The organism is Streptomyces sp. NPDC047061, from assembly GCF_040643955.1.
Taxonomy (GTDB): domain Bacteria; phylum Actinomycetota; class Actinomycetes; order Streptomycetales; family Streptomycetaceae; genus Streptomyces.
Genome location: NZ_JBEYVI010000029.1, coordinates 52060 through 77717, shown reverse-complemented (window position 1 = coordinate 77717; position 25658 = coordinate 52060). Strand labels below are relative to the sequence as shown.

24 protein-coding genes and 1 pseudogene are annotated in these 25658 nt (G+C 69.9%); 13 read left to right on the top strand and 12 right to left on the bottom strand.

Features of this window, described 5'->3' with window-relative positions:
- Positions 1–10 precede the first annotated feature (10 nt).
- Genes ABZ887_RS33535 through ABZ887_RS33525 form a run of 3 tightly spaced genes read right to left on the bottom strand, consistent with a single transcriptional unit; the run spans position 11 to position 3312 of the window.
- A complete protein-coding gene (locus ABZ887_RS33535; RefSeq protein WP_361297698.1) occupies positions 11–763 on the bottom strand; it encodes an acetoacetate decarboxylase in 753 nt (250 codons plus the stop codon).
- A gap of 13 nt (positions 764–776) precedes the next feature.
- Complete coding sequence (locus ABZ887_RS33530; protein ID WP_361297695.1) at positions 777–1955, bottom strand: cupin domain-containing protein; 1179 nt, start codon at positions 1953–1955, stop codon at positions 777–779.
- Between the two features lie 40 nt (positions 1956–1995).
- A complete protein-coding gene (locus ABZ887_RS33525; RefSeq protein ID WP_361297692.1) occupies positions 1996–3312 on the bottom strand; it encodes a hypothetical protein in 1317 nt (438 codons plus the stop codon).
- Positions 3313–3448: 136 nt separating this feature from the next.
- Between ABZ887_RS33525 and ABZ887_RS33520 the strand changes: the two genes are divergently transcribed.
- Positions 3449–4258 carry a GntR family transcriptional regulator gene (locus ABZ887_RS33520; RefSeq protein ID WP_361297689.1) on the top strand — a complete coding sequence of 270 codons (810 nt, stop codon included), beginning with the start codon at positions 3449–3451 and terminating at the stop codon, positions 4256–4258.
- 103 nt (positions 4259–4361) lie between these two features.
- Here the strand turns inward: ABZ887_RS33520 and ABZ887_RS33515 are convergent, their stop codons facing one another.
- The 6 genes from ABZ887_RS33515 to ABZ887_RS33490 all read right to left on the bottom strand — a co-directional run bounded on the left by ABZ887_RS33515 (position 4362) and on the right by ABZ887_RS33490 (position 11391).
- Entirely contained in the window at positions 4362–5816 is a 1455-nt protein-coding gene (locus ABZ887_RS33515; RefSeq protein ID WP_361297686.1) for an aldehyde dehydrogenase, read from the bottom strand.
- A gap of 109 nt (positions 5817–5925) precedes the next feature.
- A complete protein-coding gene (locus ABZ887_RS33510) occupies positions 5926–6693 on the bottom strand; it encodes a 3-hydroxyacyl-CoA dehydrogenase (protein ID WP_361297683.1) in 768 nt (255 codons plus the stop codon).
- Between the two features lie 41 nt (positions 6694–6734).
- A complete protein-coding gene (locus ABZ887_RS33505; RefSeq protein ID WP_361297908.1) occupies positions 6735–7901 on the bottom strand; it encodes an acetyl-CoA C-acyltransferase in 1167 nt (388 codons plus the stop codon).
- 116 nt (positions 7902–8017) lie between these two features.
- Entirely contained in the window at positions 8018–8776 is a 759-nt protein-coding gene (locus tag ABZ887_RS33500) for a crotonase/enoyl-CoA hydratase family protein (protein WP_361297680.1), read from the bottom strand.
- Positions 8777–9379: 603 nt separating this feature from the next.
- Positions 9380–10750 (bottom strand): phosphotransferase family protein, encoded by a 1371-nt coding sequence (locus ABZ887_RS33495; RefSeq protein WP_361297677.1) that lies wholly within the window; start codon positions 10748–10750, stop codon positions 9380–9382.
- Positions 10751–10788: 38 nt separating this feature from the next.
- On the bottom strand, positions 10789–11391 hold the full coding sequence (locus ABZ887_RS33490) for a TetR/AcrR family transcriptional regulator (RefSeq protein ID WP_361297674.1): 603 nt from the start codon (positions 11389–11391) through the stop codon (positions 10789–10791).
- A gap of 220 nt (positions 11392–11611) precedes the next feature.
- Here ABZ887_RS33490 and ABZ887_RS33485 point away from each other — a divergent pair, with 220 nt between their 5' ends.
- From ABZ887_RS33485 to ABZ887_RS33475, 3 genes are all read left to right on the top strand, one after another.
- On the top strand, positions 11612–12862 hold the full coding sequence (locus ABZ887_RS33485) for an acyl-CoA dehydrogenase family protein (RefSeq protein WP_361297671.1): 1251 nt from the start codon (positions 11612–11614) through the stop codon (positions 12860–12862).
- A 1-nt stretch (position 12863) separates the two neighbouring features.
- The gene (locus ABZ887_RS33480) at positions 12864–14489 is read left to right on the top strand and encodes an AMP-binding protein (protein ID WP_361297668.1); all 1626 of its coding nucleotides are present in this window, start codon (positions 12864–12866) and stop codon (positions 14487–14489) included.
- A 66-nt stretch (positions 14490–14555) separates the two neighbouring features.
- Positions 14556–15572: a cyclase family protein gene (locus ABZ887_RS33475; RefSeq protein WP_361297665.1), complete on the top strand. Its 1017-nt coding sequence runs from the start codon at positions 14556–14558 to the stop codon at positions 15570–15572.
- A 50-nt stretch (positions 15573–15622) separates the two neighbouring features.
- Here ABZ887_RS33475 and ABZ887_RS33470 read toward each other — a convergent pair whose 3' ends face one another.
- Positions 15623–16321, bottom strand: coding sequence for a hypothetical protein (locus ABZ887_RS33470; RefSeq protein WP_361297662.1), 699 nt, complete (start codon positions 16319–16321; stop codon positions 15623–15625).
- A 276-nt stretch (positions 16322–16597) separates the two neighbouring features.
- Here ABZ887_RS33470 and ABZ887_RS33465 point away from each other — a divergent pair, with 276 nt between their 5' ends.
- The 3 genes from ABZ887_RS33465 to ABZ887_RS33455 all read left to right on the top strand — a co-directional run bounded on the left by ABZ887_RS33465 (position 16598) and on the right by ABZ887_RS33455 (position 18122).
- Positions 16598–17245, top strand: coding sequence for an LUD domain-containing protein (locus tag ABZ887_RS33465; protein WP_361297659.1), 648 nt, complete (start codon positions 16598–16600; stop codon positions 17243–17245).
- A 51-nt stretch (positions 17246–17296) separates the two neighbouring features.
- Positions 17297–17650, top strand: coding sequence for a DoxX family protein (locus ABZ887_RS33460; protein WP_361297656.1), 354 nt, complete (start codon positions 17297–17299; stop codon positions 17648–17650).
- Between the two features lie 97 nt (positions 17651–17747).
- Positions 17748–18122 carry a nuclear transport factor 2 family protein gene (locus ABZ887_RS33455; RefSeq protein ID WP_361297653.1) on the top strand — a complete coding sequence of 125 codons (375 nt, stop codon included), beginning with the start codon at positions 17748–17750 and terminating at the stop codon, positions 18120–18122.
- A gap of 252 nt (positions 18123–18374) precedes the next feature.
- Here ABZ887_RS33455 and ABZ887_RS33450 read toward each other — a convergent pair.
- Positions 18375–18626, bottom strand: a pseudogene (locus tag ABZ887_RS33450) (steroid 3-ketoacyl-CoA thiolase); the annotation flags it as partial.
- On the opposite strand from ABZ887_RS33450, the gene ABZ887_RS33445 reads away from it, so the two are divergent.
- Positions 18625–18879 carry an enoyl-CoA hydratase-related protein gene (locus ABZ887_RS33445; RefSeq protein ID WP_361297650.1) on the top strand — a complete coding sequence of 85 codons (255 nt, stop codon included), beginning with the start codon at positions 18625–18627 and terminating at the stop codon, positions 18877–18879. The pseudogene ABZ887_RS33450 and the gene ABZ887_RS33445 sit on opposite strands and share 2 nt — an antisense overlap.
- Here the strand turns inward: ABZ887_RS33445 and ABZ887_RS33440 are convergent.
- Positions 18815–19099, bottom strand: a complete 285-nt coding sequence (locus ABZ887_RS33440) for an enoyl-CoA hydratase-related protein (RefSeq protein ID WP_361297647.1) — start codon at positions 19097–19099, stop codon at positions 18815–18817. The genes ABZ887_RS33445 and ABZ887_RS33440 overlap by 65 nt on opposite strands.
- A 211-nt stretch (positions 19100–19310) precedes the next feature.
- Here ABZ887_RS33440 and ABZ887_RS33435 point away from each other — a divergent pair, with 211 nt between their 5' ends.
- The 5 genes from ABZ887_RS33435 to ABZ887_RS33415 are packed head-to-tail and all read left to right on the top strand — an operon-like array spanning position 19311 to position 25629.
- Entirely contained in the window at positions 19311–20540 is a 1230-nt protein-coding gene (locus ABZ887_RS33435) for an acyl-CoA dehydrogenase (RefSeq protein WP_361297644.1), read from the top strand.
- Positions 20537–22171 (top strand): long-chain fatty acid--CoA ligase, encoded by a 1635-nt coding sequence (locus tag ABZ887_RS33430; RefSeq protein ID WP_361297641.1) that lies wholly within the window; start codon positions 20537–20539, stop codon positions 22169–22171. Before ABZ887_RS33435 ends, ABZ887_RS33430 begins: the two co-directional genes overlap by 4 nt.
- Positions 22168–23403, top strand: coding sequence for a CaiB/BaiF CoA-transferase family protein (locus tag ABZ887_RS33425; RefSeq protein WP_361297638.1), 1236 nt, complete (start codon positions 22168–22170; stop codon positions 23401–23403). The genes ABZ887_RS33430 and ABZ887_RS33425 overlap by 4 nt, the downstream gene beginning before the upstream one ends.
- Positions 23400–24446: an LLM class F420-dependent oxidoreductase gene (locus tag ABZ887_RS33420; protein WP_361297635.1), complete on the top strand. Its 1047-nt coding sequence runs from the start codon at positions 23400–23402 to the stop codon at positions 24444–24446. The genes ABZ887_RS33425 and ABZ887_RS33420 overlap by 4 nt, the downstream gene beginning before the upstream one ends.
- A 13-nt stretch (positions 24447–24459) precedes the next feature.
- Entirely contained in the window at positions 24460–25629 is a 1170-nt protein-coding gene (locus tag ABZ887_RS33415; protein WP_361297632.1) for an acyl-CoA dehydrogenase family protein, read from the top strand.
- The last annotated feature ends 29 nt before the right edge of the window (positions 25630–25658 follow it).

Genomic DNA, 25658 nt, shown 5'->3' with positions numbered 1-25658 from the left:
GCGCCGCCTCCTACCCGCGCCGGGTCTGGTCGAGGTAGTCGAAGACGGGCTTGGCGGGGGACAGGGCCAGGTCGGTGTTGATGTGGCTGGCCGAGACGACCTCCAGCACCGGCAGGTCCGCCAGCGGAGCGAGAGCGTGCTGGAACAACTGAAGCCGCGCCGGTCCGGCCCATGCCTCCTTGACGGTGATGTCGGTGATCTGGGTGCGGACCAGGTCGGCGACCCGGGGCTTGAAGTCGTAGCCCGGCACGATCTTCACCATGTAGGTCGGGACGCTGATCTGGCGGCGGGCCTCTTCCTTGTCGAGCACCCGGTGCTTGTAGCCCATGGTCGCGGTGGCCACCCGCAGGGTCCCGAAGTCGAGGGTGCCCACGAGCGTGCCGTGGTCGACGTAGAGGCTGGGCTTGCCCATCACCTTGGGGTACGCGGACAGCTCCCGGCCGCCGGCCGTGGCCGGGAAGTTGTCCAGGTACATCGAGTGCAGGTACTCGCCCTGTTCGCCCTCGAAGTCCACCGGGATCGCGATGCCGGCCTCGGTGTAGGGGCCGAAGCCCCCTACGTCGCCCATGTGCATGATCTCGAAGCGCACCAGCGGCTCGCCGACCGTCAGCGGCTCGGGTACGACGGCCCGCAGCGCCTCGGGGTCGGTGCGGTAGACGATGTTGAGGTACTCCCGGTCGATGAACCGGGTACCGGACGGGATGGGGTATGCGGGTGCGGTCAGCGGGGTGTTCAGGCTGCGGACGACGTCGTCGGCTTGCATGACACGGCTCCGATCAGGCGTTGCGCCAGGTGGCCAGGTAGTCGGAGTCCTCGGTGGCCAGCGCGGCCTCCCCGAGGTCCAGTGGGCGGAAGGTGTCGATCATGACGGCGCGCAGGTTCTTGATCTCGATGCGGCCGGCGTTGTACGCCTCGGTGGACCGCTCCAGCTCGTTGGTGTGCGGTCCGTGGATGAATCCGGCGGGATGCCAGGTGATCGCGCCCGCTTCGATGCCGTGTCCCGACCGTGCCCCGCCCGCGGCGTCCACGTAGAACATCAGCTCGTCGGAGTCGACGTTGGCGTGGTTGTAGGGGACGATCACCGCGTCCGGGTGGTACTCCACCTTGTGCGGGACGAAGGAGCAGATCACGAAGCCCGGCGCCTCGAAGGCCTGGAAGGTGGGCGGCGGCTGGTGGATCCGGCCGATGATGGGCTCGTAGTCGTCCATGCTGAACGCGTACGGGTAGAGGTGGCCGTCCCAGCCGACGACGTCGAAGGGGTGATGGGCGTAGGTGTAGACGGTGCCGCCGGCCCGGTGGCGGACGTACACGTCCACGTTGTCGCCCTCGACGATCAGGGGCTCGGTGGGGCCGCGCAGGTCGCGTTCGCAGTAGGGGGAGTGCTCCAGGAACTGGCCGCTGGTGGACACGTAGCGCTTCGGGGGGCGGATGCCGCCGTTCGACTCGGCGATGAGGAGGCGTACCGGCTCGTCCCCGGTCGGTATCCAGCGGTGGGTGGCGGAGGTCGGCATGATGACGAAGTCGCGGGGGCCGACCTCCAGCGCGCCGAAGACGGTCTCGACGCGGGCGGTGCCGGACTCGACGAAGTACATCTCGTCGCCCATGGCGTTGCGGTAGAGGGGGCTGGGCCGGTCGGCGACCACGTAGCTGACCCGCACGTCCTCGTTGCTGGCGAGCAGGCGGCGGCCGGTGATCGCGTCACCGCCCTCGTCGACCTTGTGGGTGTGCACCAGGCGCGGCTTGAGGGGGTGGTTCGGCGTCGTCTGACGCCCGTCGATGTCCCAGGCGGCGACCGCGACGACGTCGGTCGGGGCGTAGGTGTGGTAGAGGAGGGCGGAGTCGGAGGAGAAGCCCTCGGTGCCCATCAGCTCTTCGCGGTACAGCCCGCCGTCGGGCTTGCGGAACTGGACGTGGCGCTTGTGGGGCACCTGTCCCAGGGAACGGTAGAACGGCATGTCGGCTCCAGAAGGTGAGTGAGGGGTGGGGCGAGGGGGCTCAGGAAGCGTCGACGCGTTCGCCGAGCCACTTCGTGACGATCTCGCCGGCCTTCTCGCGCGGGTTGTAGTCGGTCGGCGCGTTCGGGAGCAGGAAGAGGTAGTGGTGGGCGTGGGGAAGGCCGGTGAACGTCTTGTCGGTCGCCGGGATGCGGGAGTAGATCTCCTCCTGCTCCTCCGGGTAGGCGTCGGTGTCGCCCATCGGCGCGACCACGAGGGTGGGCACGGTGATGTGCTCGGCGGCGTGGGTCCACTCGGCTCGCGCGGACAGGCCGCTCCAGGTCGACAGCCAGGCCCGCGCGGTGAGGATGCGGCCCAGTGCGTTGGGCCCGTAGGAGCCGCGCAGCGGGTGGCCGCCGGAGAAGATGCTGCCGGGGACGCGGTGGTTGGGGTGGATGGTCGGATCGGTGTGCGCCGGGTTGGCGACCGTGCCGTAGATGCTCATGAACGGCGACATGAGAGCCCTGCGGGCGGTGGGCGAGCCGAGGTTCTCACGGTCGACCGCCTGCCGCGCCTCCTCGTAGCCGGCGATCAGGGCGCGGGCGATGACGTCCAGGCGGCGGGCGCGGGCGCGCTGGCCCGCGCGGTACTCGGCGAGCCATGCGGTGTCGTACTTGCTCGGCTCCGGGAACGGCTGGTAGCCGTTGGCGGGGTTGAACATGTCGAGGGCCGGGTCGATCGCCGTGGGGTTCGACTCGTCGACGACGGCAGGGTCGAGCATGTTGAGCATGATGATGCCCTCGCCGGCGTGCGGCGCGAGGGCGACGTAGAAGTCGGCGGGCGGCATGTCCTCCTCGGCGAACCGGGTCGGTGTGCCGTGCGGGCCGTGGGTGTCCCGCTCCTCTGGCGGGAGGGACGCCTGCCACTGGTAGTACGACAGGAGCGAGGTGCCTCCGCTGCTGCCGATGAGGACGATCTTCTCGAAGCCGCGGTCCTTCAGTAGCCGGATACCGGCGGCGGTGTCGCGGATCACTTCCTCGTGGACCATGTCGCTGTCGTTGTTCAGCGCGCGGCTGGTCTGGCCCCACACCGCGTAACCGGCTTCCAGGAGATAGGGGCTCAGGTACTGCCGGGACTGGTTCTCCCGCGGGTGCATGAACACCGCGACCGTCTTCGGGCGGGGCCCCGGGGGCAGGTGCAGCAGCCCGAAGGAGAACGCTCCGTCGGAAGCGGTGATGTCGATGAACTCCCGCTGCGTACCGGTCGGGAGCTGGTCCATCCGGTAGGCGTTCACGCTGCCCCGGGCGCGGCGCTCGGGGGCGACGAACAGCTCCGGGAGCGGCGCGTCGGGGAGTCGGTACCTGCTCTGCGTGGTCATGTCGGGTCCTTACACGGGCGACAGGGGTTGCCGTAAAACTATGAATCACATATTCATATGGGAAACATGGAAAGTCAAGAGGGCGCCGGCCGTGCCGGCGAGAGACCGCTGTCTTTGATGAAGAGGGGCCATGCTCATGTCGAACGAGTCCGGTGGCGCCGGGAACCCGGGTCCTGCTACGGACGACGGTGACGTCCTGAACCCCGACGTCCCGATGCAGCAGCAGATCTACCGGCAGCTACTTGCGGAGATCCTCGACGGTCTCTGGGTGGGCCGGACCGACTTCCCGGGCGAGCGCGAGTTGGCCGAGCGGTTCAAGGTCAGTGTGGTGACCGCCCGGACGCCCCTGGAGCGCTTGGGCGAGGAGGGCCTGGTCGAACGCAGCCGGGGCAAGCGCCCCAGGGCCATGTACGCCCCGCCGGGTCCCGGCGACGCCGACGGCCTCCCGGTCTTCTATCCCGAGGAGGAGGTGTCCGAATACGGCTTCGAGGTCCTGCAGGTCGGGGTCGACGTGGCCCCCGCGGGGGCATGCCGCGTCTTCGGACTCCCGCCGGGCAGCCGACTGTGGCAGTGCGTCCGCCTGCGGGTCCACCAGGGCATCCCGTATGTCGTCTCGCTCAACGTCCAGCTGCCCGAGACCGGCGAGCGGCACAGCCTGGAGGACCTGAACACCAAGCCGATGATGTCGATCCTGAGCGCGGAGGGCGTCGATGTCATGACGATCCGCAGACGACTGCATGCCGGCACCGCGCCGCCGCTCGTCTCCCGTCATCTGGGCCTGTATCTCGGCACGCCGGTGTCCGTGTGCGTGTTGACCCTGCTGGACGCAGATGACGTCCCCGTCGAATGGACAAGGGCGTACGTCGACCCGAGGCTGCCGGTCCGTGAAGAGGTCCGTGACGTCTACAAGGGCTATTGGACGATTCCTCGTCCCGAGATGGGCTGAACCGCCTGCGGGCGGCGTCCGGGGCAGGGGAGGAGTGCCGGGCGCCGCCCGCGCTGTCCATTCGGGACCGGGCCCGGACGAGACGTCCGGACCGGCCCCCGGATCAGGCCGGCAGGTACACCGACTGCCACTCCAGGTAGGAGCTGAGCCCCTCCGGACCCAGCTCACGGCCCAGACCACTGGCGCGCTTGCCCCCGAACGGGGAGTTGAAGTCGAGCCGGTAGCCGTTGACGCCGATGCTGCCGGTGCGGACCCGGCGCGCGATGGCCGCGCCGCGCTCCACGTCGGTGGTCCACACCGTGCCCCCGAGGCCGTACTCGGAGTCGTTGGCGAGTGCCACGGCCTCGTCGTCCGAGTCGTAGGGGGTGACGACGAGGACGGGTCCGAAGATCTCCTCGCGGAAGATGGTCATCTCGGGCCGGACGTCGGCGAAGACCGTCGGCTCCACGTACCAGCCGCGGTCGAGTCCGGCCGGGCGTCCGCCGCCGGCCGTGAGCCGAGCGCCCTCGGCGTGGCCGGACGCGATGTACCCCTCGATGCGCTCGCGCTGCGCGGCGGAGACCACCGGTCCCACGGCGGTGGCGGGGTCGAGAGGGTCGCCGACCCGCAGTCCGGAGGCCATGGCCGAGACGGCGTCGAGCACCTCGTCGTAACGGCTCGCGGGTGCGAGGAGTCGGGTGCTGCCGTAGCAGGTCTGGCCGTTGTTGAAGAACGAGACGCTCGGGAGCCCCTTGATGGTGGCGTCGAGATCGGCGTCGTCGAGGACGATCGCCGCCGACTTGCCGCCCAGCTCCAGGGTGACCGGGCGCAGCAGTCGCCCGCAGACCTCGGCGATCGAGCGGCCGGCCGTCGTGGAGCCGGTGAAGGCGACCTTGTCGACGCCGGGGTGGGCGACGAGGGACTCGCCCGCTTCGAGCGCGCCGGGCACGATGTTCAGCACACCGTCAGGCAGGCCCGCCTCAGCGGCGGCCTCGGCCAGGACGTAGGCGTCGAGGGAGGTCTCCAGGGCGGGCTTGAGAACGATCGCGCAGCCCGCCGCGAGCGCGGGCGCGACCTTCATGATCGCAAGTGTCTGCGGGTAGTTCCACGGCACGATCGCGCCCACGACCCCGACCGGTTCGCGTCGCACGAGGGTGGTGGTGCCGGTGAAGGAGGGACGTCGCTCCTCCCACTCGAAGGTGCGGACGAGACCGGCGTAGTACTTCAGGATCGCCGCCGTGCTGAGCGCGTTGGCCTGTGGGGACATGGCGATCGGCATCCCGTTCTCGCGGGAGACCAGTCGGCCGAACTGTTCGGCCCGGGCCGCTATGGCGTCGGCGAACCGCTCCATAGTGTCGGCGCGTTCGGCAGGGCTCGCGGCGGGCCACGGCGCGCCCGGGGCGTCCAGCGCGCGACGGGCGGCGGTGACCGCGGCGTCGACGTCCTTGCCGCCGGCGACCGGGACGCGCCCGATCGGCTCCTCGGTGGACGCGCCGATGACGGTGTAGGTCTCCGAGCCGAGCGGCTGCCGCCAGCCGCCGTCGATGTAGAAGGAGGTGTGCTCCGTGAAGCTGTCCATGTGCATGTCCCTCGGTGGGGTCCAGGGCCGGTCCGGCCGTAGTCCGCACGACCCGCCGGCCCTGTAAACGGCTATTCATATGTGAATATACGCGCCGAGGGTGTGTGTGTCAGCGGGGTGCCATGCGAATTGCGCCGTCGAGGCGGATGACCTCGCCGTTGAGCATCGGGTTTTCGGCGATGTGCTGGACCAGCGCGGCGTACTCGTCGGGCCGGCCGAGTCGGCTGGGGTGGGGGACCTGGGCGCCGAGGGAGGCCTTGGCCTCCTCGGGCAGTCCGGCGAGCATCGGGGTCTCGAACAGTCCGGGGGCGATGGTCATGACGCGGATGCGGTGGTTTGCCAGATCCCGGGCGACGGGCAGGGTGAGGCCGACCACACCGCCCTTCGAGGCGGAGTACGCGGCCTGTCCGATCTGCCCGTCGAACGCGGCCACGGAGGCCGTGTTGACGATGAGGCCGCGCTCTTCGCCGCCCTCGGCCGGTTCCAGTGCCGCCATGCTCTCGGCTGCCAGCCGGATGACGTTGAAGGTCCCGATCAGGTTGATCTGGATCGTGCGGGCGAAGTCGGGCAGCGGGAAGGGGCCCTTTTTGCTCAGGGTGCGCGCGGCGGTGCCGATGCCGGCGCAGTTGACGGCGATCCTCAGGTCGCCGAGTTCGGCAGCCGCCGCCACCGCGGCCGTCACGTCGGTTTCGCTGGTGACGTCGGTGGGGGCGAAGACGGCCCGGTCGCCGAGTTCGGCGGCGGCCGTCTTGCCGTCGGAGGTGGGGAGGTCGGCGAGGACCACCGATGCTCCGGCGTGGTGGAGTCGTCGGGCGGTGGCGAGGCCGAGGCCGGAGGCTCCGCCGGTGATGAGGGCGACGCTGCCTGCGATGTTCATGGTGGTGTTCTCCTTGTGTTGCTGTGGTTGTGCGGGGTTGGTCACAGGCGTTCGATGATGGTGGCGTTGGCCATGCCGCCGCCTTCGCACATGGTCTGCAGGCCGTAGCGGCCGCCGGTGGCTTCGAGGTGGTTGAGGAGGGTGGCGAGGATGCGGGTGCCGGAGGCGCCGAGTGGGTGGCCGAGTGCGATGGCGCCGCCGCGTGGGTTGAGGCGTGTGGGGTCGGCGTCGAATTCGCGTTGCCACAGCAGGGGCACCGGGGCGAATGCCTCGTTCACCTCGTAGGCGTCGATGGTGTCGATGGAGAGGCCGGAGCGGTCGAGGATCTTGTGGGTGGCGGGGATGACTCCGTCGAGCATGAGGAGGGGGTCGGAGCCGGTGACGGCGAAGGAGTGGTAGCGGGCGCGGGGGCGCAGGCCGAGTCGCTGGGCGGTGGCCGCGTTCATGATGAGGGTGGCGGAGGCGCCGTCGGTGAGGGGGGAGGAGTTGCCGGGTGTGATGCGCCAGTCGATCTCGGGGAAGCGTTCGGCCCCGGGTGCGCCGGTGAAGGCGGGCCGGAGTCCGGCGAGTCCCTGGGCGGTGGTGGTCGCGCGGACGGTCTCGTCGATGGTGTGGCCGGAGACGGGGATGATCTCGTTGGTGAAGCCCCTGGCTTCGGTGGTGGCCCAGGCGCGTTGGTGGGAGCGTTCGGCGAAGGCGTCCAGTTCCTCGCGTTCCAGTTTCCAGCGGGTGGCGAGGAGTTCGGCGGATATGCCCTGGGGGATCAGTCCCTCGGGATAGCGGCGACGCAGCCCCTCGCCGGCGGTGTCGGCGCCGCCGGCGCTGGAGCCCATCGGCACCCTGCTCATCGACTCCACACCGCAGGCGATCACGATGTCGTACGCCCCCGCCAGCACGCCCTGGGCGGCGAAGTGGCCGGCCTGCTGGCTGGAGCCGCACTGGCGGTCGATGCTGGTCGCCGGCACCGATTCGGGGAAGCCGGCCGCCAGCAGTGCGGTACGGGTGATGTTGAACGCCTGTTCGCCGGCTTGCGAGACACAGCCGCCGATCACATCGTCGACCTGGGCGGGGTCGAGGCCGTTGCGCTCGACGAGGGCGGCGAGGACGGTGGCCAGGAGATCGGCGGGGTGGTGGCCGGACAAGGCGCCGCCGGGCTTGCCCTTGCCAGAGGCGGTACGCACGACGTCGACGATGACGGCATCGTTCATGCTGGGCATCTGAGGTCCTTCACTGTTGGGGCCGGGTACGGGTGTTCGGTACGCGTGGCCGACGGGGAGGTGGGACATGGGGGAGTGGTAGGGGGATGAGGTGTGCGGGCCGCCGGTCAGCGTCCGGTCCAGTGCGGGGCGCGCTTCTCGGTGAACGCGCGCGGACCTTCCTTGGCGTCGTCGCTGGTCAGGATCTGCTGGAAGACATCGTCGTTCTCGACCCAGGCCTCGGCCTCGGCCCGGACCTCGCCCCACGACATGAGCCGCTTGACCGAGTTCAGGGACAGGGGGGCGCCCTTCGCCACCTGTTCGGCCAACTCCATGGCGACGTCGACCGACTTGCCCGCGGGTGCGACCCGGTTGAAAAGGCCCCAGCGCGCTGCTGTGGCGGCGTCCACCGGAACGCCGGTGAGGGCGATCTCGCGGGCGATGTTGCGCGGTAGCCGGTGCTGGAGCCGGAGCACCCCTCCCGCGGCCGGGAACAGGCCGTGGTGCACCTCGGGCATGCCGAAGGTGGCGTTCTCGTCGGCGACCACCAGATCGCAGGCGAGGACGATCTCGGCGCCGCCACCCAGTGCCGGCCCGTTGACGGCGGCGATGACCGGCTTGTCGATCGGGTGCCGGACGATGCCCGCGAAGCCCCACTCGGGGTGCAGTGGATCCGTGGCGTCGCGGCCGGCCGCCGCCTCCTTGAGGTCCATGCCCGCGCAGAAGGCGCGCCCGGCACCGGTCAGCACGGCGACCCGCAACTCCGGATCGGTGGCGAACTCCTCCAGGGCCGCGCCCAGGGCGGCGGACAGCTCGGAGTTCACGGCGTTGAGGGCCTTGGGGCGGTTGAGCGTGATCAGAGCGATGTTGCCGCGCCGTTCCAACATGATGTCCGACTCCTTGGTTCACTGTCGTGCTGGCCTACTTAACGTACGTTAGAGAATGGGTGAGCGGAATAGGGGTGCGGCGAGTGATCGAGGGCTTGGTCGCGAGATTCAAAGCCCATAAATAGCGCCTTTTGTCGGAAAAAGTCCCGTGGCGCTAGATCGGTCAGGATGTTGACCTCTGCAGAGGCGGCTCAAGGTGCCCTAGCTAACGTTAGGTAACTCTCGGAGTCGCGAGGACCGCATGGCGATCGACTTCACCCTTGAGCTCGGGCCTGTCGAGCTCAAGGGCCGTACGGCCGGGTTCGTCCGGGCCGCCGTGCTCCCCGCCGAGGCGGAACTCCTCAGCGGCCGGGCGCCCCGACGTCTCGCTGTGCCGCGGGTTCCGGCGGGCGGCTCGGGGTGCCGGGGTTTTCGCCCCGACCGTTGCGAAGGATCTCGGAGGTCTCGGGCTGGGCACGTGTGGGCAGTCCGTCATCCCGGAGGAGGCCGGATCCGGACTGCTGGGCCCGCTCGCCCTGCACTGTGCGGCACCGGACGAGGGCGTGACGGTCGGGGAAGGCCTCGTCAAGGCGTGACCGTACTCTGCGGGCACCTGGGTGGGGCCTACCCGGAGCGGGAAAAATAGCGGGGGTTGGCCACGCCGAGCCGTGCGGCGGTGGCGGAGCACATGGTCTCCCGCACGGCGTGATCGGTGTGCGGGTCGACCTCGGCACGGCGGATCGCCAGCGCCAGGTCCCGTTCGTCACGGAAGCCGAGGCGGCGCAGCCCCTCCGCGTGCTCCGCGCGGGCCGCCGCCCCGAGCACGAGTTCGCGGGAGATCATGTCCAGCGTGTGCGTGGCGATCCGCCCGAGGTGCCGGGTGCGTGGGTCGGCCGCACCGCTCAGCTCGGTCAGCAGGGAGCCGACCGGAGTGAGGAGCTCGGCCGCGGACGGGCTCCCGAACAGGTCGGCGTCGGCGGAACCGGCCGGCGGCGCCGCGTTCGGAGTGGCCGGCAGACCGAGGAGGCACAGCAGGTCGTACTCGCACTCCGCCACGCGTCGACCGATGGCCAGCAGCTCCAACGCGTCCTGCGCCGGGCGGTTGCGTGCGCGCAGAGCCTGGACGCGGCAGAGCACGGCCCAGCGCAGCGTTCCGTAGATCTCCCACCAGTGGACCGCCTCCGGGTCGGGGGCCGTGCCGCTCTCGTCGGCGTACCCCCGGAAGAGTTCGGAGCGCGGACCGAAACCGCCGACGGGGCCCTCGGCGCCGAACCGCCAGGCCCGGACGCACAGCCATCCCAGGTCCTCCATGGGATCACCCCGGTGCACCAGCTCCCAGTCGAGCACCGCGCGGACGCCGTCCGTGCCGACGATCAGGTTGCCGTTGCGGAAGTCCCCGTGCACCACCGCTTCGCGGCCGGCCGCGGGCCGCTGGGCCGCCAGCCGGCGGAAGGCGAGTTCCAGGACGGGCAGGGGGGCACTGGTGGAGTGGTACATCCCGCGGAGCTGCTCCAGCGGGTCCTCGGATGCCAGGCCGGGGATTCGGTCGGGGTCCATCCGGTGGTGGACACGGGCGAGCACCTGTCCGAGCTCGTACGGCATCCGTGGCCGGACGCCCGCGAACTCCTCGTCGCGAAGCAGCCGCTGGGGCAGCGCCTGTCCGGGCACCCTCGTCATCAGGAGGTAGGAGGGGCCGAGTCCGGTGGCCCCCGAGTGCGACACCGACTCCCCGGGGGCGCGGTCGCACAGTCCCGGGACGGGTACACCGACCCGGGCCGCCTCGGTGAGGGCGTCCGCCTCACGCGCCATGCGCGCTGGGTTCTCGGCGCCCGGTGCGTCGCGCCTCAGGATCAGCTCGGCCGGGGGCTCGCCCGGGACCGTCAAGGTCAGGGCCCATGTCTCGGCGCTGGCACCACCGGTGAGGCGATGCAGTGCGGTGACCGTGCAGTCGGCGCTGTACAGCTCTGACAGACGGGCGCGGAGCGCGGTCGCCAACGCCTCTGTCCGAGATGTCTCCTGCGAGTGCGGGGAAGTCAATCCGTGGGTCCTTCCTGGGTGTGGCCGACCGCGGCCAGGGCGATCTCCTGGTAGCGCCGTACCAGTTCGGCCGCGCCGAGTTCTCCCTCGGGCCGGAACCAGGTGGCCACCGCGGTACAGGCCGTGACCACGAACCGGGCGGACTCCTTGGGACTCGGTGTGCCGAAGACGCCCTGCTGCACGCCGTCCGCCACCACGCGGTCGAACATCCGCTGCTGGGTGTCGCGCTTGGACATGACCAGCCGCAGGTCGGCGGGTTCGAGGCTGCGCAGTTCGGAGTTGCCGATGAGGCTCTCCAGCGGCCCGGCAGTGTGCGTGCCCACGTGCGCTCCGACGATGGCACGCAGCCGGTCCGCCGGATCGGTGCCCGCGTGGAAGAGCGCGTCCTCGGTGACGGTCACCAACTGGTCCATGGCGCGGTTCATGATGGCGACGAGCAGTTCGTACTTCGATCCGAAGCCGTTGTAGACGGAACCGACGCTGAGTCCGCTCTCCGCGGCGATGTCGCGCACAGATGTCCCGTGATAGCCCCGGGCCGCGATGACCCGGACGGCCGCGCTGATCACGGCGGCGGCCATGGCGTCATCCTCGTCGGTCACCAGCGAACTCGACTGTGGCGACGACGCCGACGCGGCGGATGCAGACAAGGCGTACACCTTTCGATGGTCAATGAACGATTGTTCACACGCCAGCCTATCGTCTGCATCGACTTGCATCCAGCTCGTTAAATCCCTTTGTCATGACGCTTGCCGCTGTCCATATCGAGCGTTAGGTTCGATGAACGATCGTTCATCGCACCTCATTGGAGAGGGCGGAGCCATGCATTTCGGCATCCCTGAGAACCTGCGAACGCTGCTGGTGGAGCTGGACGGCTTCATCGAGTCGGCCATCATCCCCTTGCAGGAACAGGACGACAACCAGCGCTTCTTCGACCACCGGCGGGAGTGGGCGCGCACCGACTTCGACGGCGGTGGTCTGCCCCGCCCCGAGTGGCGCGCGCTGATCGCCGAGATGCGGCGGCGGGCCGACAAGGCGGGTTTCCTGCGCCGCGACCTGCCGGCCGCGCTGGGCGGCTCGGAAGCGAGCAACCTGGAGATGGCCGTGGTGCGTGAGCACCTCGCGCACCGTGGCCTCGGGCTGCACAACGACCTCCAGGACGAGTCCTCCGTCGTGGGCAACTTCCCGTTCGCCCATCTGATCTGGAGGTTCGGCAGCGACGAGCAGCGCACCGAGTTCGGGGAACCCCTGGTCACGGGGGAGCGCGGACTCGGGTTCGCCCTGACCGAGCCCGAACACGGCTCGGACGCCACCTGGATGGCCACCACGGCGGTCCGCTCGGGTGGCGACTGGGTCGTCAACGGGGAGAAGCGCTGGAACACCGGTGTGGACACGGCCACCCACGACCTCGTCTTCGCCCGCACCTCGGGCAAGCCCGGGGACGCCCTGGGCATCAGCGCCTTCATCGTCCCCATCGACGCGCCGGGCGTCGAAGTGGGCCTGTTCCGCTGGACGTTCAACATGCCCACCGACCACGCGGACGTCGCCCTGCGCGGCGTACGGGTGCCGGACTCGGCGATCCTCGGGGAGGAGGGGCGCGGCCTGGAGGTCGCCCAGGCGTTCGTGCACGAGAACCGGATCCGGCAGGCGGCATCCAGCCTCGGCGCGGCGCAGTACTGCGTCGACCGCGCGGTCGCCTACGCCCGGGAGCGGGTCACCTTCGGCCGGCCGCTGGCCGAGCGCCAGTCCGTGCAGTGGCCACTCGTGGAACTGCACACGGACGCCACGGCACTGCGGACGCTGATTCGAGCCACCGCGCGGGACCTCGACCAGAGGGCGCACGCGGACGTCTCCACATTTGTGTCGATGTGCAACTACCGCGCCAACCGGCTGGTGTGCGAGGCCGCGGACCGTGCCATGCAGGTGCACGGCGGCATGGGGTACAGCCGGCATCTGCCGTTCGAACACATCTACCGCCACCACCGGCGCTACCGGATCACCGAGGGCGCGGAGGAGATCCAGATCCGCAAGGTGGCGGGCCAACTGTTCGGCTTCACGGGCGGAGGGAAGTGACATGGCCGAGGTAATGGGCGCAGAGAACACCCCTGTCGGCCCGGGTGAGCACATGTCCCGGTACCGGGGCGTGGCATACGGGGAGCAGCTGGCGCGGCACGCACGGCAGCGGCCCGACCGGCCCGCCCTGAGCTTCGGTGACCGGACCCTCACGTATGCCGAGCTCGACACACGGGTCAACCGGCTCTGCAGGACCCTGGGTTCGCTCGGAGTGGGCCCCGGCGACCGGGTCGCCGTGCTGATGCGCAACCGTCCGGAGGTGGTGGAGTCCTACTTCGCCGCGATGCGGCTCGGCGCGATCACCGTACCCGTCAACTTCCGGATGACCGCGGCCGAGGTGCGGTACATCCTCTCCGACAGCGGGGCGAAGGTCCTGGTGGCCGACGGCGAAGCGGCGGCCGTCGCACACGCGTGCCTGTCCGGAGCAGAAGGCGAGCCGGGCGCGGACCTGACGGCCGTACTGCTGGCCGGGGGCCGTCCCCCGGACGTGGGCCCGGTGGCGGTCGGCTACGAGGAGGCACTCGACCCGGACGGCTCACCGGTGCACGTGCCGGTCGGTGATCACGACCCCGCCTTCATCATGTACACCTCGGGAACCACCGGCCGGCCCAAGGGGGCTGTGCTCACCCACCTCAACCTCATGATGAACTCGCTCAACTGTCTGCTCGTGCAAGGCGTCACGGACGACACCGAGGTCTACTACTCGGGCCTGCCGCTCTTCCACATCGGCGGGCTCAACGGGATCCTCATCTATATGACGGTGGGCGGTCGTTCCATCGTCACGGCCTCGGGAGACTTCAGCGCCGCCGAGGCCATGGCCGAGATGGCGCGTGAGCGGGTCACCGCGTGCTACTTCGTGCCGACGCAGTGGAAGGAGATCTGCCGCCTCCCGGACATCGGCGGCCGTGACCTGGCCCTGCGCCGGATCTCCTGGGGCGCCTCCGTCGCACCGCCCGCCGTGCTGGAGGCGATGGCACGGACCTTCCCCGGCATACCGAACTTCAACATGTTCGGGCAGACCGAGATGAGTTCGGTGACATGCGTACTGCGCGGGGACGACGCCCTTCGCAAGACGGGGTCGATCGGCAGGCCCGTGCCGAACCTGGAGGTCCGTCTGTTGGGCCGGGACGGCACCGAGGTGGGGCCGGGGGAGGTCGGTGAGATCGTCTACCGCGGTCCGACCGTCATGCGGGGGTACTGGAACGCCCCCGAGGCCACCCGTGAGGCCTTCCGCGGCGGCTGGTTCCATTCCGGAGATCTCTGCGTGGTCGACGACGACGGCTTCTACCGGGTGGTGGACCGGGCCAAGGACATGATCATCTCGGGCGGGGAGAACATCTACTGCGCCGAGGTGGAAGCCGCCATCGAAACCCACCCCAAGGTCTCCGACGTTGCGGTGGTCGGCGCCCGGCACCCCCGGTGGGTCGAGACGCCCGTCGCGTTCGTGGTGCCGGCCGACCCCGCAGACCCGCCCACCGAGCAGGAGATCATCGCCCACTGCCGGGAGCGACTGGCCTCCTACAAGAAGCCCACCCGGGTGATCCTCGCCGCCTCGCTGCCCCGAACCGCGACGGGCAAGGTGCAGAAGTTCCTGCTGCGGCAGCGGGTCGGCACCGGTCAGGACTGAGACGACACACGGCCGGCACCGCGGAACCGGCCGTGCCCGCCATACCGACTACCGAAGGGAAGAATCGTGGGCAGAACAGCAGACGGAGACCACCTCGAGGGCGAGTGGACCGCCCCCGGATTCAGTGTCGACGGCAGAGGCAAGGTCGTCGGCCTCGTCAACGACAACGTGCCGAACAACTGGGGCCGTTGGGGCGAGGGCGACCAGCGCGGCACGGCCAACTTCATCACACCGGAGGTCGTCGCCGCCGCGGCATCGCTGATCCGGACGGGACGGACCGTCAGTCTCGCGGTGCCACTGGATGCCACCGGTCCCGTGCACCCGACGCGACCGGGCGTGGTGCACCTCTTCGGCTACAGCGGCGCCGACCATGTGGTCGGCAGCGACCTCGGCCGTATCGCCCCCGGGTTCCAGGGGGCCGACGACTACCTCTTCATGCCGCTGCAGGGCAGCACCCAGTGGGACGGACTCGCCCACATCTTCCACCGGGACGCGATGTACAACGGCTTCTGGATGGGGAACGTGGAGGGGTTCGCCGGCGCGCGCAAGTGCTCGATCCAGCTGATGAAGGACAGCCTGACCAGCCGTGGTGTCCTGCTCGACGTGGCCCGGCAGCTGGGGGTCGAGCGCTGTGAACCAAGGGTGCCCATCACCGCGCGCCTGCTCGACGAGTGCGCCGAGACCCAGGGGGTCGAGATCCGTACTGGGGATATTCTGCTGGTCCGCACCGGACACGTCCCGTGGTTCTACCGGCTTGCGGACAAACAGGAGTTCTGGACGTCCGGCGCGCCGGGGCTCTCCCTGGACACCGTCGAGTGGATCCACCGCCACGAGATCGCCGCACTGGCGGTGGACAACATCGCGGTGGAGGTGGAGCCGAGCGAGGACCCCGACCGTCCCGTGTATCCCTTGCACGTACGGCTGATCCGAGACCTCGGGCTGACCCTCGGCGAGGTGTGGTGGCTGGAGGACCTCGCCGCGGAGTGTGCCGGGACGGGCCAGTACGAGTTCTTCCTCACGGCGTCCCCGCTCAACATCACCGGGGGCGCGGGATCCCCGGTCAATCCCGTCGCCATCTTCTGACGACGCGCTTCAGACGCCCCGGACGACGGGGCATCCCCACGTGTGGCCCTCTATTTCGTCAGGCGAGGCGTGGGGTGCGCGCTCGGTGGAAAGCGCTGTCGCGGAGGATCGGGAACGGGGCGTTGAACCGGTGTCTCGTCCGGAATGTGGGCCCCACGCGCGGTGAAACGGCTGACGCGCCCGAAGGCGACGATGTCGGTGACGCCGACCACAGCGGTGGCACCGCCGGTCGGCGCCGCGTCAGCGGCGCCCGTGGCGCCCCGTCGAATTGCGGGACGACGCTGCCGGCCCGGACGGTCTCCACCTTGCCGGAGCCCGCCATGGCCTTGAGGCCGGTCGCTCGCTTCTGTGCGGTCAAGGTGCTGCCGGGGCCGGCGATCCGGCGGTGGCCGAGGGCGCGCAGACAGGTGAGCGCGCCGGTCGGCGTCCTCTCGGGCGTTGGGGATGACGTTCAGGACCTCGTCGGGCAGGCCGGCCTCATGCGGGCCGTCGGCCACCTGCAGCCCGTAGGAGGTCGGCGCGTCCTCGCCGGCCTTGAGCAGACCGTCAGCGGCGCGGTGGCGACCCGTACGTCGAGGATGAGCGGGGCGTTCCAGGGGGGCGGACGCGGCGAGCACACCCGGCGGTTCACGAGGGGCCAGGCCGAGCGCACCTGACTGGTGCGCGGCGAGGACATCTCCTCGTGGGGCGGTAATCGCGGCGGCGGCTTCGCGCAGGACGTCGGCCGCCACAGCGAGGTTGAAGATCACCCACGGAAGAGTGCTGAGTCAGCGTGCTTCTGGCGGCACCCGCGCTGCAGGAAAAAAAGGGCTTGACCTTTCGCTAAATCACAGTAACTTATGTGATTAAGAAATCGCTGATGCTCGGTGACCACCGCCATAGTGCCGACTGCGGAGCCGCATAGGCCGACCGGCGACAAGGCCCTGACGGAAACATCGATGTCAAACGCATTTTGGTGGCTCTATGCGGAGCCACCGTGGACCACCGCAACGTGGCCGTCTGAGCCGCACGACAAGGAATCCCCCATGACTGAGATCACCACCAGCCAGCAACTGCCCGTGGACGAGACCTTCAGCATCCCGGTCTCCGCCGCGAGCCTCGACCGGGCCGCGGAAGCCCTGAGCGCGAACGGTTTCACCGTACGGGTCGTGGACACGGCTGCCGACGCCCGTCGGCTCGTCAACGAGATCCTGCCGACGGACAGGGCCGTCTTTGCTTCCACCAGCGAGACGCTGCGTACCTCGGGCATCGCTGAGGACATCGACGGTTCCAGGCGTTTCAACAGCGTGCGGGCCGGCCAGGCTGACTGGGACCTGAGGGAACGGTACGACGAGGTGCGCCGTACTCGGTCGGCCCCCGACGTCGTGGTGGGCAGCGTCCATGCCGTCACGGAGGACGGGCGCCTGGTCACAGCCTCCGCCAGTGGAAGCCAGCTTGCCCCCTACGCGTCCGGTGCCGCGAGCGCGGTGTGGGTGGTGGGGGCACAGAAGATCGTGCCCGATCTTGAGACCGCCCTGCGCCGGATCGAGACCTACGCCTACCCCAAGGAGGACGCGCGCGCCCAGCAGGCGTATGGCCAGCGAAGTGTCGTCGCCAAGGTCCTGATCACCAGCCGGGAGATCGTGCCCGGTCGCGCCACCGTCGTCCTGGTGCGCGAAACCATCGGATTCTGAATCCTCTCTCGCGCCTGATTCCGTCCCCCTGTTTTTCCCCGGAGTTCAACGATGTACATCACAGCCGTCGTATTGGCCGTCCTGCTGGCACTGGCCTATCTGGCCGCAGGATCTTCCAAGGCCCTCGGTCAGGACAAGGCTCTCGCGCAGGCGGATCACCTCGGTGTTCCCCACGGCGTCAACCGGCTCATCGGGGTCCTCGAAGTCCTCGGTGCCGCAACCGTCGTGGTCGGTCTGTGGGTGGCCTGGCTCGGAGTCGCGGCCGGAGCCGGCCTGGCTCTGCTCATGGCCGGTGCTGTCGGCGCCCATCTCCGGGCCAAGGATCCCGGCAAGGCGGTCGTCCCGGCTCTTGCACTCGGGTTGATCGCGTTGGTCTACGTCTTTCTCCGTCTGGCCACTGCCTGACACGTCTGTGACGGAGCGTGTCAGGCAGTTGAGTGACCGCCGGTCGGCTGATCGTGACCGGCCGATCGGCGGTCGCGTTTCCTCTGGAAGGAATCACATGGACCATCTGGAATGGGTGCGCCGCCACTACGCTGAATCGGCTGTCGCGTTGGACTCTGAAGCTTTCGTCGAGGGCCTCGGCGAAGACGTCCGCATGAGCCGCGGGGTGACTGTCGTGGTGGGGCGGGAGGAGATCCGCAAGGCCTTCGCGCAGATGCAGACCGCCGGCCTTCAGGCCATCAAGCACGACATCGCGGGCTTGTGGGAGCCGGAGCCCGGGGTGGTGATCGCCGAGGCGACCGTGGCGTACGAGTACACGACAGGAGCGACTCCCGCTGTCCCCGTGGTGAGCGTCTTCCGCTGGGACGGGGACGAGGTCGTTGACATTCGTGTGTACATGGACAGCGCGCAGGCACCGCAGTCGCCCTCGTAGTCGGTGTGCCCGCACCACACAGCCCTGCTCGGACCAAGCCGTCGTATCGTCTGTGGCCGAGCAGGGCTGTTTTCGTGAAGGCGCAAGGTGCGGAAGACCGGACACCTGGCGGTTACGTACTCTCCCCGGCGTGGTGGAGTCGTCGGGCGGTGGCGAGGCCGAGGCCGGAGGCTCCGCCGGTGATGAGGGCGACGCTGCCTGCGATGTTCATGGTGGTGTTCTCCTTGTGTTGCTGTGGTTGTGCGGGGTTGGTCACAGGCGTTCGATGATGGTGGTGTTGGCCATGCCGCCGCCTTCGCACATGGTCTGCAGGCCGTAGCGGCCGCCGGTGGCTTCGAGGTGGTTGAGGAGGGTGGCGAGGATGCGGGTGCCGGAGGCGCCGAGTGGGTGGCCGAGTGCGATGGCGCCGCCGCGTGGGTTTAGGCGTGTGGGGTCGGCGTCGAATTCGCGTTGCCACAGCAGGGGCACCGGGGCGAATGCCTCGTTCACCTCGTAGGCGTCGATGGTGTGGCCGGCGACGGGGATGATTTCGTCGGTGAAGCCGCCGGCTTCGGTCGCCTGCGATCTGGTGGTCGCCGACGAGAACGCCACCTTCGGCATGCCCGAGGTGCACCACGGCCTGTTCCCGGCCGCGGGAGGGGTGCTCCGGCTCCAGTACCGGCTACCGCGCAACATCGCCCGCGAGATCGCCCTCACCGGAGGACGATCTTGCGGTGCAGTGGATCCGTGGCGTCGCGGCCGGCCGACGCCTCCTTGAGGTCCATGCCCGCGCAGAAGGCGCGCCCGGCACCGGTCAGCACGGCGACCCGCAACTCCGGATCTGGTGAGAGGCGCTCCAGTGCGGAGCCGAGAGCGGCGGAGACCTTCGCGTTCACGGCGTTGCGGGAACGGGGACGGTTGAGTGTGATCCGGGCGACGCCACCGTGCCGCTCCGTCGTTACCGCAGCCGTGGGTCCCTCCGTTGAGGCCGCGGGCATGGTGGCTGGCTCCTGAGGCCTGCCCCATTGGCTTGATTTAACGATCGTTAGGAACGGTAAGGCTGTCGCTTCCGGAACGTCAAGGAGTTTCTGCGGCATCCTGGGCAGATTGACCTCCGAATCGCCTCGGAGAGCTTGACCCGCGTCGCTGATGATGCCTAGCGTTCGAACGAACGTTAAGTAACAGCCCTCCCGGAGTCGTGAGGACCGCATGGCGATCGATTTCACCCTTGAGCCCGAACTGGCCGAGCTCGGCGAGCGTACGGCCGAGTTCGTACGAACCACCGTGCTGCCCGCCGAGGCGGAGATGCTCCGAGGCCCTGGTGGGCCGGACGACTCGCTGCGTCGGAGGCTGCAGCGGGCGGCTCGGGATGCCGGGGTCTTCGCCCCGACCGTTGCGAAGGATCTCGGAGGTCTCGGGCTGGGCATGTGTGGGCAGTCCGTCATCCTGGAGGAGGCCGGATACAGCCTGCTGGGCCCGCTCGCGCTGCACTGTGCGGCACCGGACGAGGGCAACATGCTGTTGCTGGAGCGGGTCGCCGATGCCGCTCAGCGGGACCGTTTTCTGGTGCCGCTGGCTGCCGGGGAGGTGCGGTCGTGTTTCGCCATGACCGAGCCCGCGCCGGGTGCCGGCTCGGACCCGTCTCAGTTGGCGACCACGGCCCGCCGGACCGCGGGCGGGTGGATGCTGGAGGGGCGCAAGTGGTTCATCACCGGTGCTGAGGGAGCCGCCTTCGCCATCGTCATGGCACGGACCGGCACGGGCACCGATCCGGCGGCGACCATGTTCCTGGTGCCGGCGGACACCCCGGGCTTCCGTGTCGTCCGGCACATTCCGAGTCTTGACCAGGGTTTCACCGGCGGGCACTGCGAGATCGAGCTGGACGGCTGTGAGGTCGGTGACGACGCGGTTCTCGGTGAGGTGGGCAAGGGTTTCGCCTACGCGCAGGTGCGGCTGGCCCCGGCCCGGCTGACCCACTGCATGCGCTGGCTCGGGCTGGCCCGCCACGCCCACGACCTGGCCCTCGGCTACGCGGCCGAGCGTACCGCCTTCGGTAGCCGGCTCGGTGAACTCGGCATGGTGCAGCAGCAGTTGGCGGACAACGAGATCGATCTCGCCGCGTCCCGTGCGCTGATCCGGGAGGCTGCCTGGGTCCTCGACCAGGGCCGCTCGGGCAAGCACGAGTCCTCTGTCGCGAAGACGTTCACCGCTGAGGCGGTCGGCCGGATCGTCGACCGGGCGGTACAGGTGTGCGGTGCCCTCGGTATCTCCGGGGACCTGCCCCTGTCGGCGTATCTGCGCGAGGTGCGGCCCTTCCGCATCTACGACGGCCCGTCCGAGACCCACCGCTGGTCGATCGCCCGCCGAGCACTCAGAGCCGCCACCACGAAGGAACCGAAGCTTGAAGGAGCCGAGGGGATGAAGGAGCCGAAGCGATGAAGAGCACGATGATGGACCGGGACCTCCAGATCGGCGATCTGCTGCGGTACGGACAGCGGGTGCACACGCGCAGCCGTGTGGTGCGCTGTTCCCAGGACGGCGGCGGGTCCTGGACCTTCGCCGAGACCGCCGAGCACGCGGAGCGGCTCGCGGCCGCGCTGACCCGCCTGGGCGTGGGGCGTGGCGACCGCGTCGCCACCCTGAGCTGGAACACCCTCGAACACATGGCCGCGTATCTGGCGGTGCCGTCCATGGGCGCCGTCCTGCACACCCTCAACCTGCGCCTCCACCCCGACCAGCTCGGCTACATCATCAAGCACGCCGACGACCGGGTGATCGTCGTCGACTCCACGCTGCTGGGTCTGCTCGGCCACGTGCGTGACCACCTCTCCACCGTCCGCCACGTCATCGTCATCGGCGGCGGCGCGCCCCTGGACCTGCCCGGCCACATCCAGGTCCACGACTGGGAGACGCTGCTCGCCGCCGAGGAGCCCGGCTTCGTCTGGCCGGAGGTCGACGAACGTTCCGCCGCCGCCCTCTGTTACACCACCGGTACCACCGGAGACCCGAAGGGTGTGGCGTACAGCCACCGCTCCGTCTGGCTCCACACCCTGGGCATCTCCAGCGGCAACGGCGCGGCCATGACCGACCGGGACCGGCTGCTGCCGATCGTGCCGATGTTCCACGCGAACGCCTGGGGCTGGCCGTACGCCGGCTGGCTGGCCGGCGCCGACCTCATCATGAACGGGCGTCACCTGCACATCCCGGCCCTCGCCTGCGTCATCAACGAGGAACGGCCCACGGCGGTCGCCGCCGTCCCCACCCTCTGGAACGGCCTGCTGCACGAGGGGCGGGAGCACGACCTCGACCTGTCCTCCGTCCGGCTCGCCGGCTGCGGCGGCTCCAGCCCCTCGCGTGCCCTCGTCACCGGCCTCAAGGAGCACTACGGCGTCAGTCTCGTCCAGGGCTGGGGAATGACCGAGACGAGTCCGCTGGCCAGCTGGTCGGCGCCGCCGCGCGACACCTCGGAGGACGAGGTTGTCGACTGGCTTGTGAAGAGCGGCCGGGTGATGCCGTTGGTCGAGGTCCGCGTCATGGGCATGGACGGCACCGAGCAGCCCTGGGACGGAACGTCGGCCGGCGAACTCCAGCTGCGCGGACCGTGGGTGACCGGCGCGTATCTGCACACCGAGACCACGGCCGAGAAGTTCGACGACGGCTGGCTGCGCACCGGTGACCTGGGCACGGTCGGGCCCGGCGGCTGGATCGTCGTACGCGACCGGCTCAAGGACGGCATCAAGAGCGGCGGCGAGTGGATCTCCACGGTGGAACTGGAGAACGCCATCGCCGAGCACCCAGACGTCGTCGAGGCCACCGTGGTCGGCGTACCCGATCCCAAGTGGGACGAGCGCCCCCTGGCCTGTGTCGCGCTCGCCGAAGGCGCCACCGTATCCGCGGCCGACCTGCGGCGATTCCTCGAAGGCCGGGTCGCGAAGTGGTGGATTCCCGAGCGTTGGACGTTCCTGGACGCCATCCCGAAGACCAGTGTCGGCAAGTACGACAAGCGTGCTGTGCGGCGGCTGTACCGGGAGGGCGAGATGAGCATCGAGATCGGCGGCAAGGACACATGAACGGCGACGACACCACGGCCCCCAGCGGCGGGAGCGCCGAGACCGTGAGCCTCGGCATCGCGGGCCGCGGCCCGCTGGCGGGCCTGCGCGTCCTGGAGATAGCCAGCATGGCCCCGGGGCCCTTCGCCTGCACCGTGCTGGCCGACCTGGGCGCGGAGGTACTGCGCGTCGACCGCGCCTCGGACGTCGATCCCGGCACCCTCGGGTCCGTCGATCCGCTGGCCCGGGGCCGGCGCTCGCTGGCTGTCGACCTGAAGCATCCCGAAGGCGCTGCCCTCGTCAGGCGCCTGGCCGCTCAGGCCGACGTCCTGGTCGAGGGATTCCGGCCCGGGGTCGCCGAGCGCCTGGGCATCGGTCCGGAGGACTGCCGGGCCGTCAACCCCCGGCTGGTGTACGGACGGATGACGGGCTGGGGGCAGAGCGGCCCGCTCGCTCCGCGCGCCGGGCACGACATCACCTACCTGGCCGTCTCCGGCGCTCTCGGCCTGATCGGACCGCCGGACCGGCCGCCGGTTCCGCCGGTGAACCTGGTCGGGGACTTCGGCGGGGGCGGGTTGCTGCTGGCCTTCGGGATCCTGGCCGCGCTGTACGAACGCGAGCGCTCGGGCCTGGGCCAGGTCGTCGACGCCGCCATGGTCGACGGAGCCGCGCTCCTCACCACCGCCCTGCACGGCCTGCGCACGGCCGGGCAGTGGGCAGGGGACCGGGGCGAGAACCTGCTCGACGGCGGAGCGCCCTTCTACACCACGTACGAGACGGCCGACGGCGGCTACGTGGCGGTCGGTCCGCTGGAGGAGCGGTTCTACGCCCAGCTCCTCGACGGCCTCGGCCTGGCCGGTGACTCCGAGCTGCCCGGCCAGTACGACCGTGAACGCTGGCCTGAGCTGCGGCAGCGACTGGCCGCCGCGTTCAAGGAACGCACCCGTGACGAGTGGACCGCGCTCTTCGAACCGACCGACGCCTGCGTGGCCCCGGTGCTGAGTCCCTGGGAGGCGCACCTGCACCCGCACAACGCTGCGCGCACCGTCTTCACCGAGGCCGGCGGTGCACGTCAGCCGGCGCCGGCGCCCCGCTTCGACCGCACCCCGGGCCGGATCCAGGGACCCTCGCCGGTCGTGGGCCAGGACTCGCGCGGCGCCCTCGCCGACTGGGGAGTCGACGCTTCCGAAGCCGCCCGCCTGCTGGATGCCGCGGTGGTAGTCCAGCATCCGCACACAGGAGAGAACCGATGAGACTGGGCCTGAGCATGGGGCACTGGGGACGCGCCGGAGGCGCGGAACCCCTGGCGCTCGCGCTGGAGGCGGAACGCCTCGGCTACGACGTCGTCTGGGCCGCCGAGGCCTACGGATCGGACGCGGTCAGCGTGCTGTCCTGGCTGGCCGGCCGGACCTCCCGCATCGGACTGGGCTCCGCGGTCATGCAGATCCCGGCCCGCACCCCGGCGATGACCGGTATGACGGCGGCGACACTGGACGCCCTGTCGGACGGCCGCTTCCACCTCGGCCTCGGAGTCTCCGGGCCGCAGGTGTCGGCCGGCTGGCACGGGGTCGAGTTCGGCAGACCACTGGCCCGCACCCGTGAGTACATCGGCGTGGTGCGCAGTGTCGTACGACGCGATCTCGTCCGTCACGACGGCGACCACTACCCGCTGCCCCTCCCGGGGCCGGGCGGCCGACCCGGCAAACCACTCCGCCTGATCATCCATCCGGTACGGGAGGAGATCCCCGTCTACCTGGCGGCCGTCGGTCCGCAGAACATCCGTCTCGCCGGTGAGATCGCGGACGGCTGGCTCGCCCTGTTCCACGCACCGTCCCACGCGGACGCGAATCTCGCGCAACTGCGCGAGGGGCGAGGAGACCGAGGTCTGGCGGGCTTCGACATCGTGGCGAGCGTCCCGGTCTCGGTGGGGGACGACCTCGACATCTGCGCCGACCGGGTCCGCTCCTACACGGCGCTCTACGTCGGCGGCATGGGAAGCCGCGAGAAGAACTTCTACAACGCCCAGGCCCGCGCCCTCGGTTACGAGAAGGAAGCGCGGACGGTGCAGGACCTCTACCTCGCGGGCGAGTCCGAAGCCGCCGCCGCCGAGGTGCCGTTCGGGCTGATCGACGAGACGAGTCTGCTCGGGCCGGTGGACCGGATCGCCGACCGGCTCCGTGCCTTCGCCGCGAGCGGAGTCACCACCCTGTCCGTCATCCCGCACGGCGACGGCTACGAGGAGAAGGCGGCCTGTCTGGCCACCGTCGCCGACGCGCTGCACCGCGCGAACATCTGAGGAGAGAACAGCCATGGAACGAACGCTCTACGAACAGGATCACGAGGACTTCCGGGAGATCGTGCGGGAGTTCGTCGCCCGCGAGGTCGTCCCGCACCAGGAGAGCTGGGACGCCGAGCACCTCATCGACCGGGGAGTGTGGACCGCCGCCGGGAAGCAGGGCCTGCTGGGTCTCGCCGCTCCCGAGGAGTACGGCGGCGCGGGACAGGACGACTTCCGCTACCGGACCGTGATGATGGAGGAGTTCGCGAAGGTCGGCGCGGCCTCCCTGGGCTCGGGGTTCAGCGTCCAGGACGACATCGTGCTGCCGTACCTTCTGGACCTCGGCACCGAGGAACAGAAGCGGCGCTGGGTGCCGGGCATCTGCGCGGGGGAGACCATCACGGCCATCGCCATGACCGAGCCCGGCGCGGGCAGCGACCTCCAGGGCATCCGCACCACGGCCGTCCGGGACGGTGACGTGTGGGTGCTGGACGGGGCCAAGACGTTCATCACCAGCGGCATCCACTCGGATGTGGTCATCGTGCTGGCGCGCACGGACCCCGCCGCCGGAGCGCGCGGCATGAGCCTGTTCGTCGTCGAGCGCGGGATGCCCGGCTTCACCCGGGGCCGCAAGCTCGACAAGATCGGCCTGCTCGCCCAGGACACCGCCGAGTTGTTCTTCGACTCGGTGCGGGTCCCGGCGGCCAACCTCCTGGGTGTCGAGGGGCGCGGCTTCATGCACCTGATGGGGCGGCTACCGCGCGAGCGGATGGCCATCGCGGTGTCGGCCCAGAGCGTCACCGAGACCGTGCTGGCCCAGACCCTGGACTACTGCGCCGAGCGGACCGCCTTCGGGCGCCCGGTCGCCGACTTCCAGCACAGCCGCTTCCTGCTGGCCGAACTGACCACCGAGGCCGACATCACCCGGGTCTATCTCGACCGGGCCATCGAGGCCCTGAACGACGGCACGCTCACCGCCGTGGACGCGGCCAAAGCGAAGTGGTGGGCCACCGAACTCCAGACGAAGACGGTGGACCGCTGCCTCCAACTCCACGGCGGCTACGGCTACATGAGGGAGTACCCGATCGCCCGCGCCTTCCTCGACTCCCGCATCCAGACCGTCTACGGCGGGACCACCGAGATCATGAAGGAGATCATCGGCCGCGACCTGGCCGCTGCCAGGAAGGGGACCGCCCGGTGACACGGAACCGCGTTTCCCGGCGCCGCGTC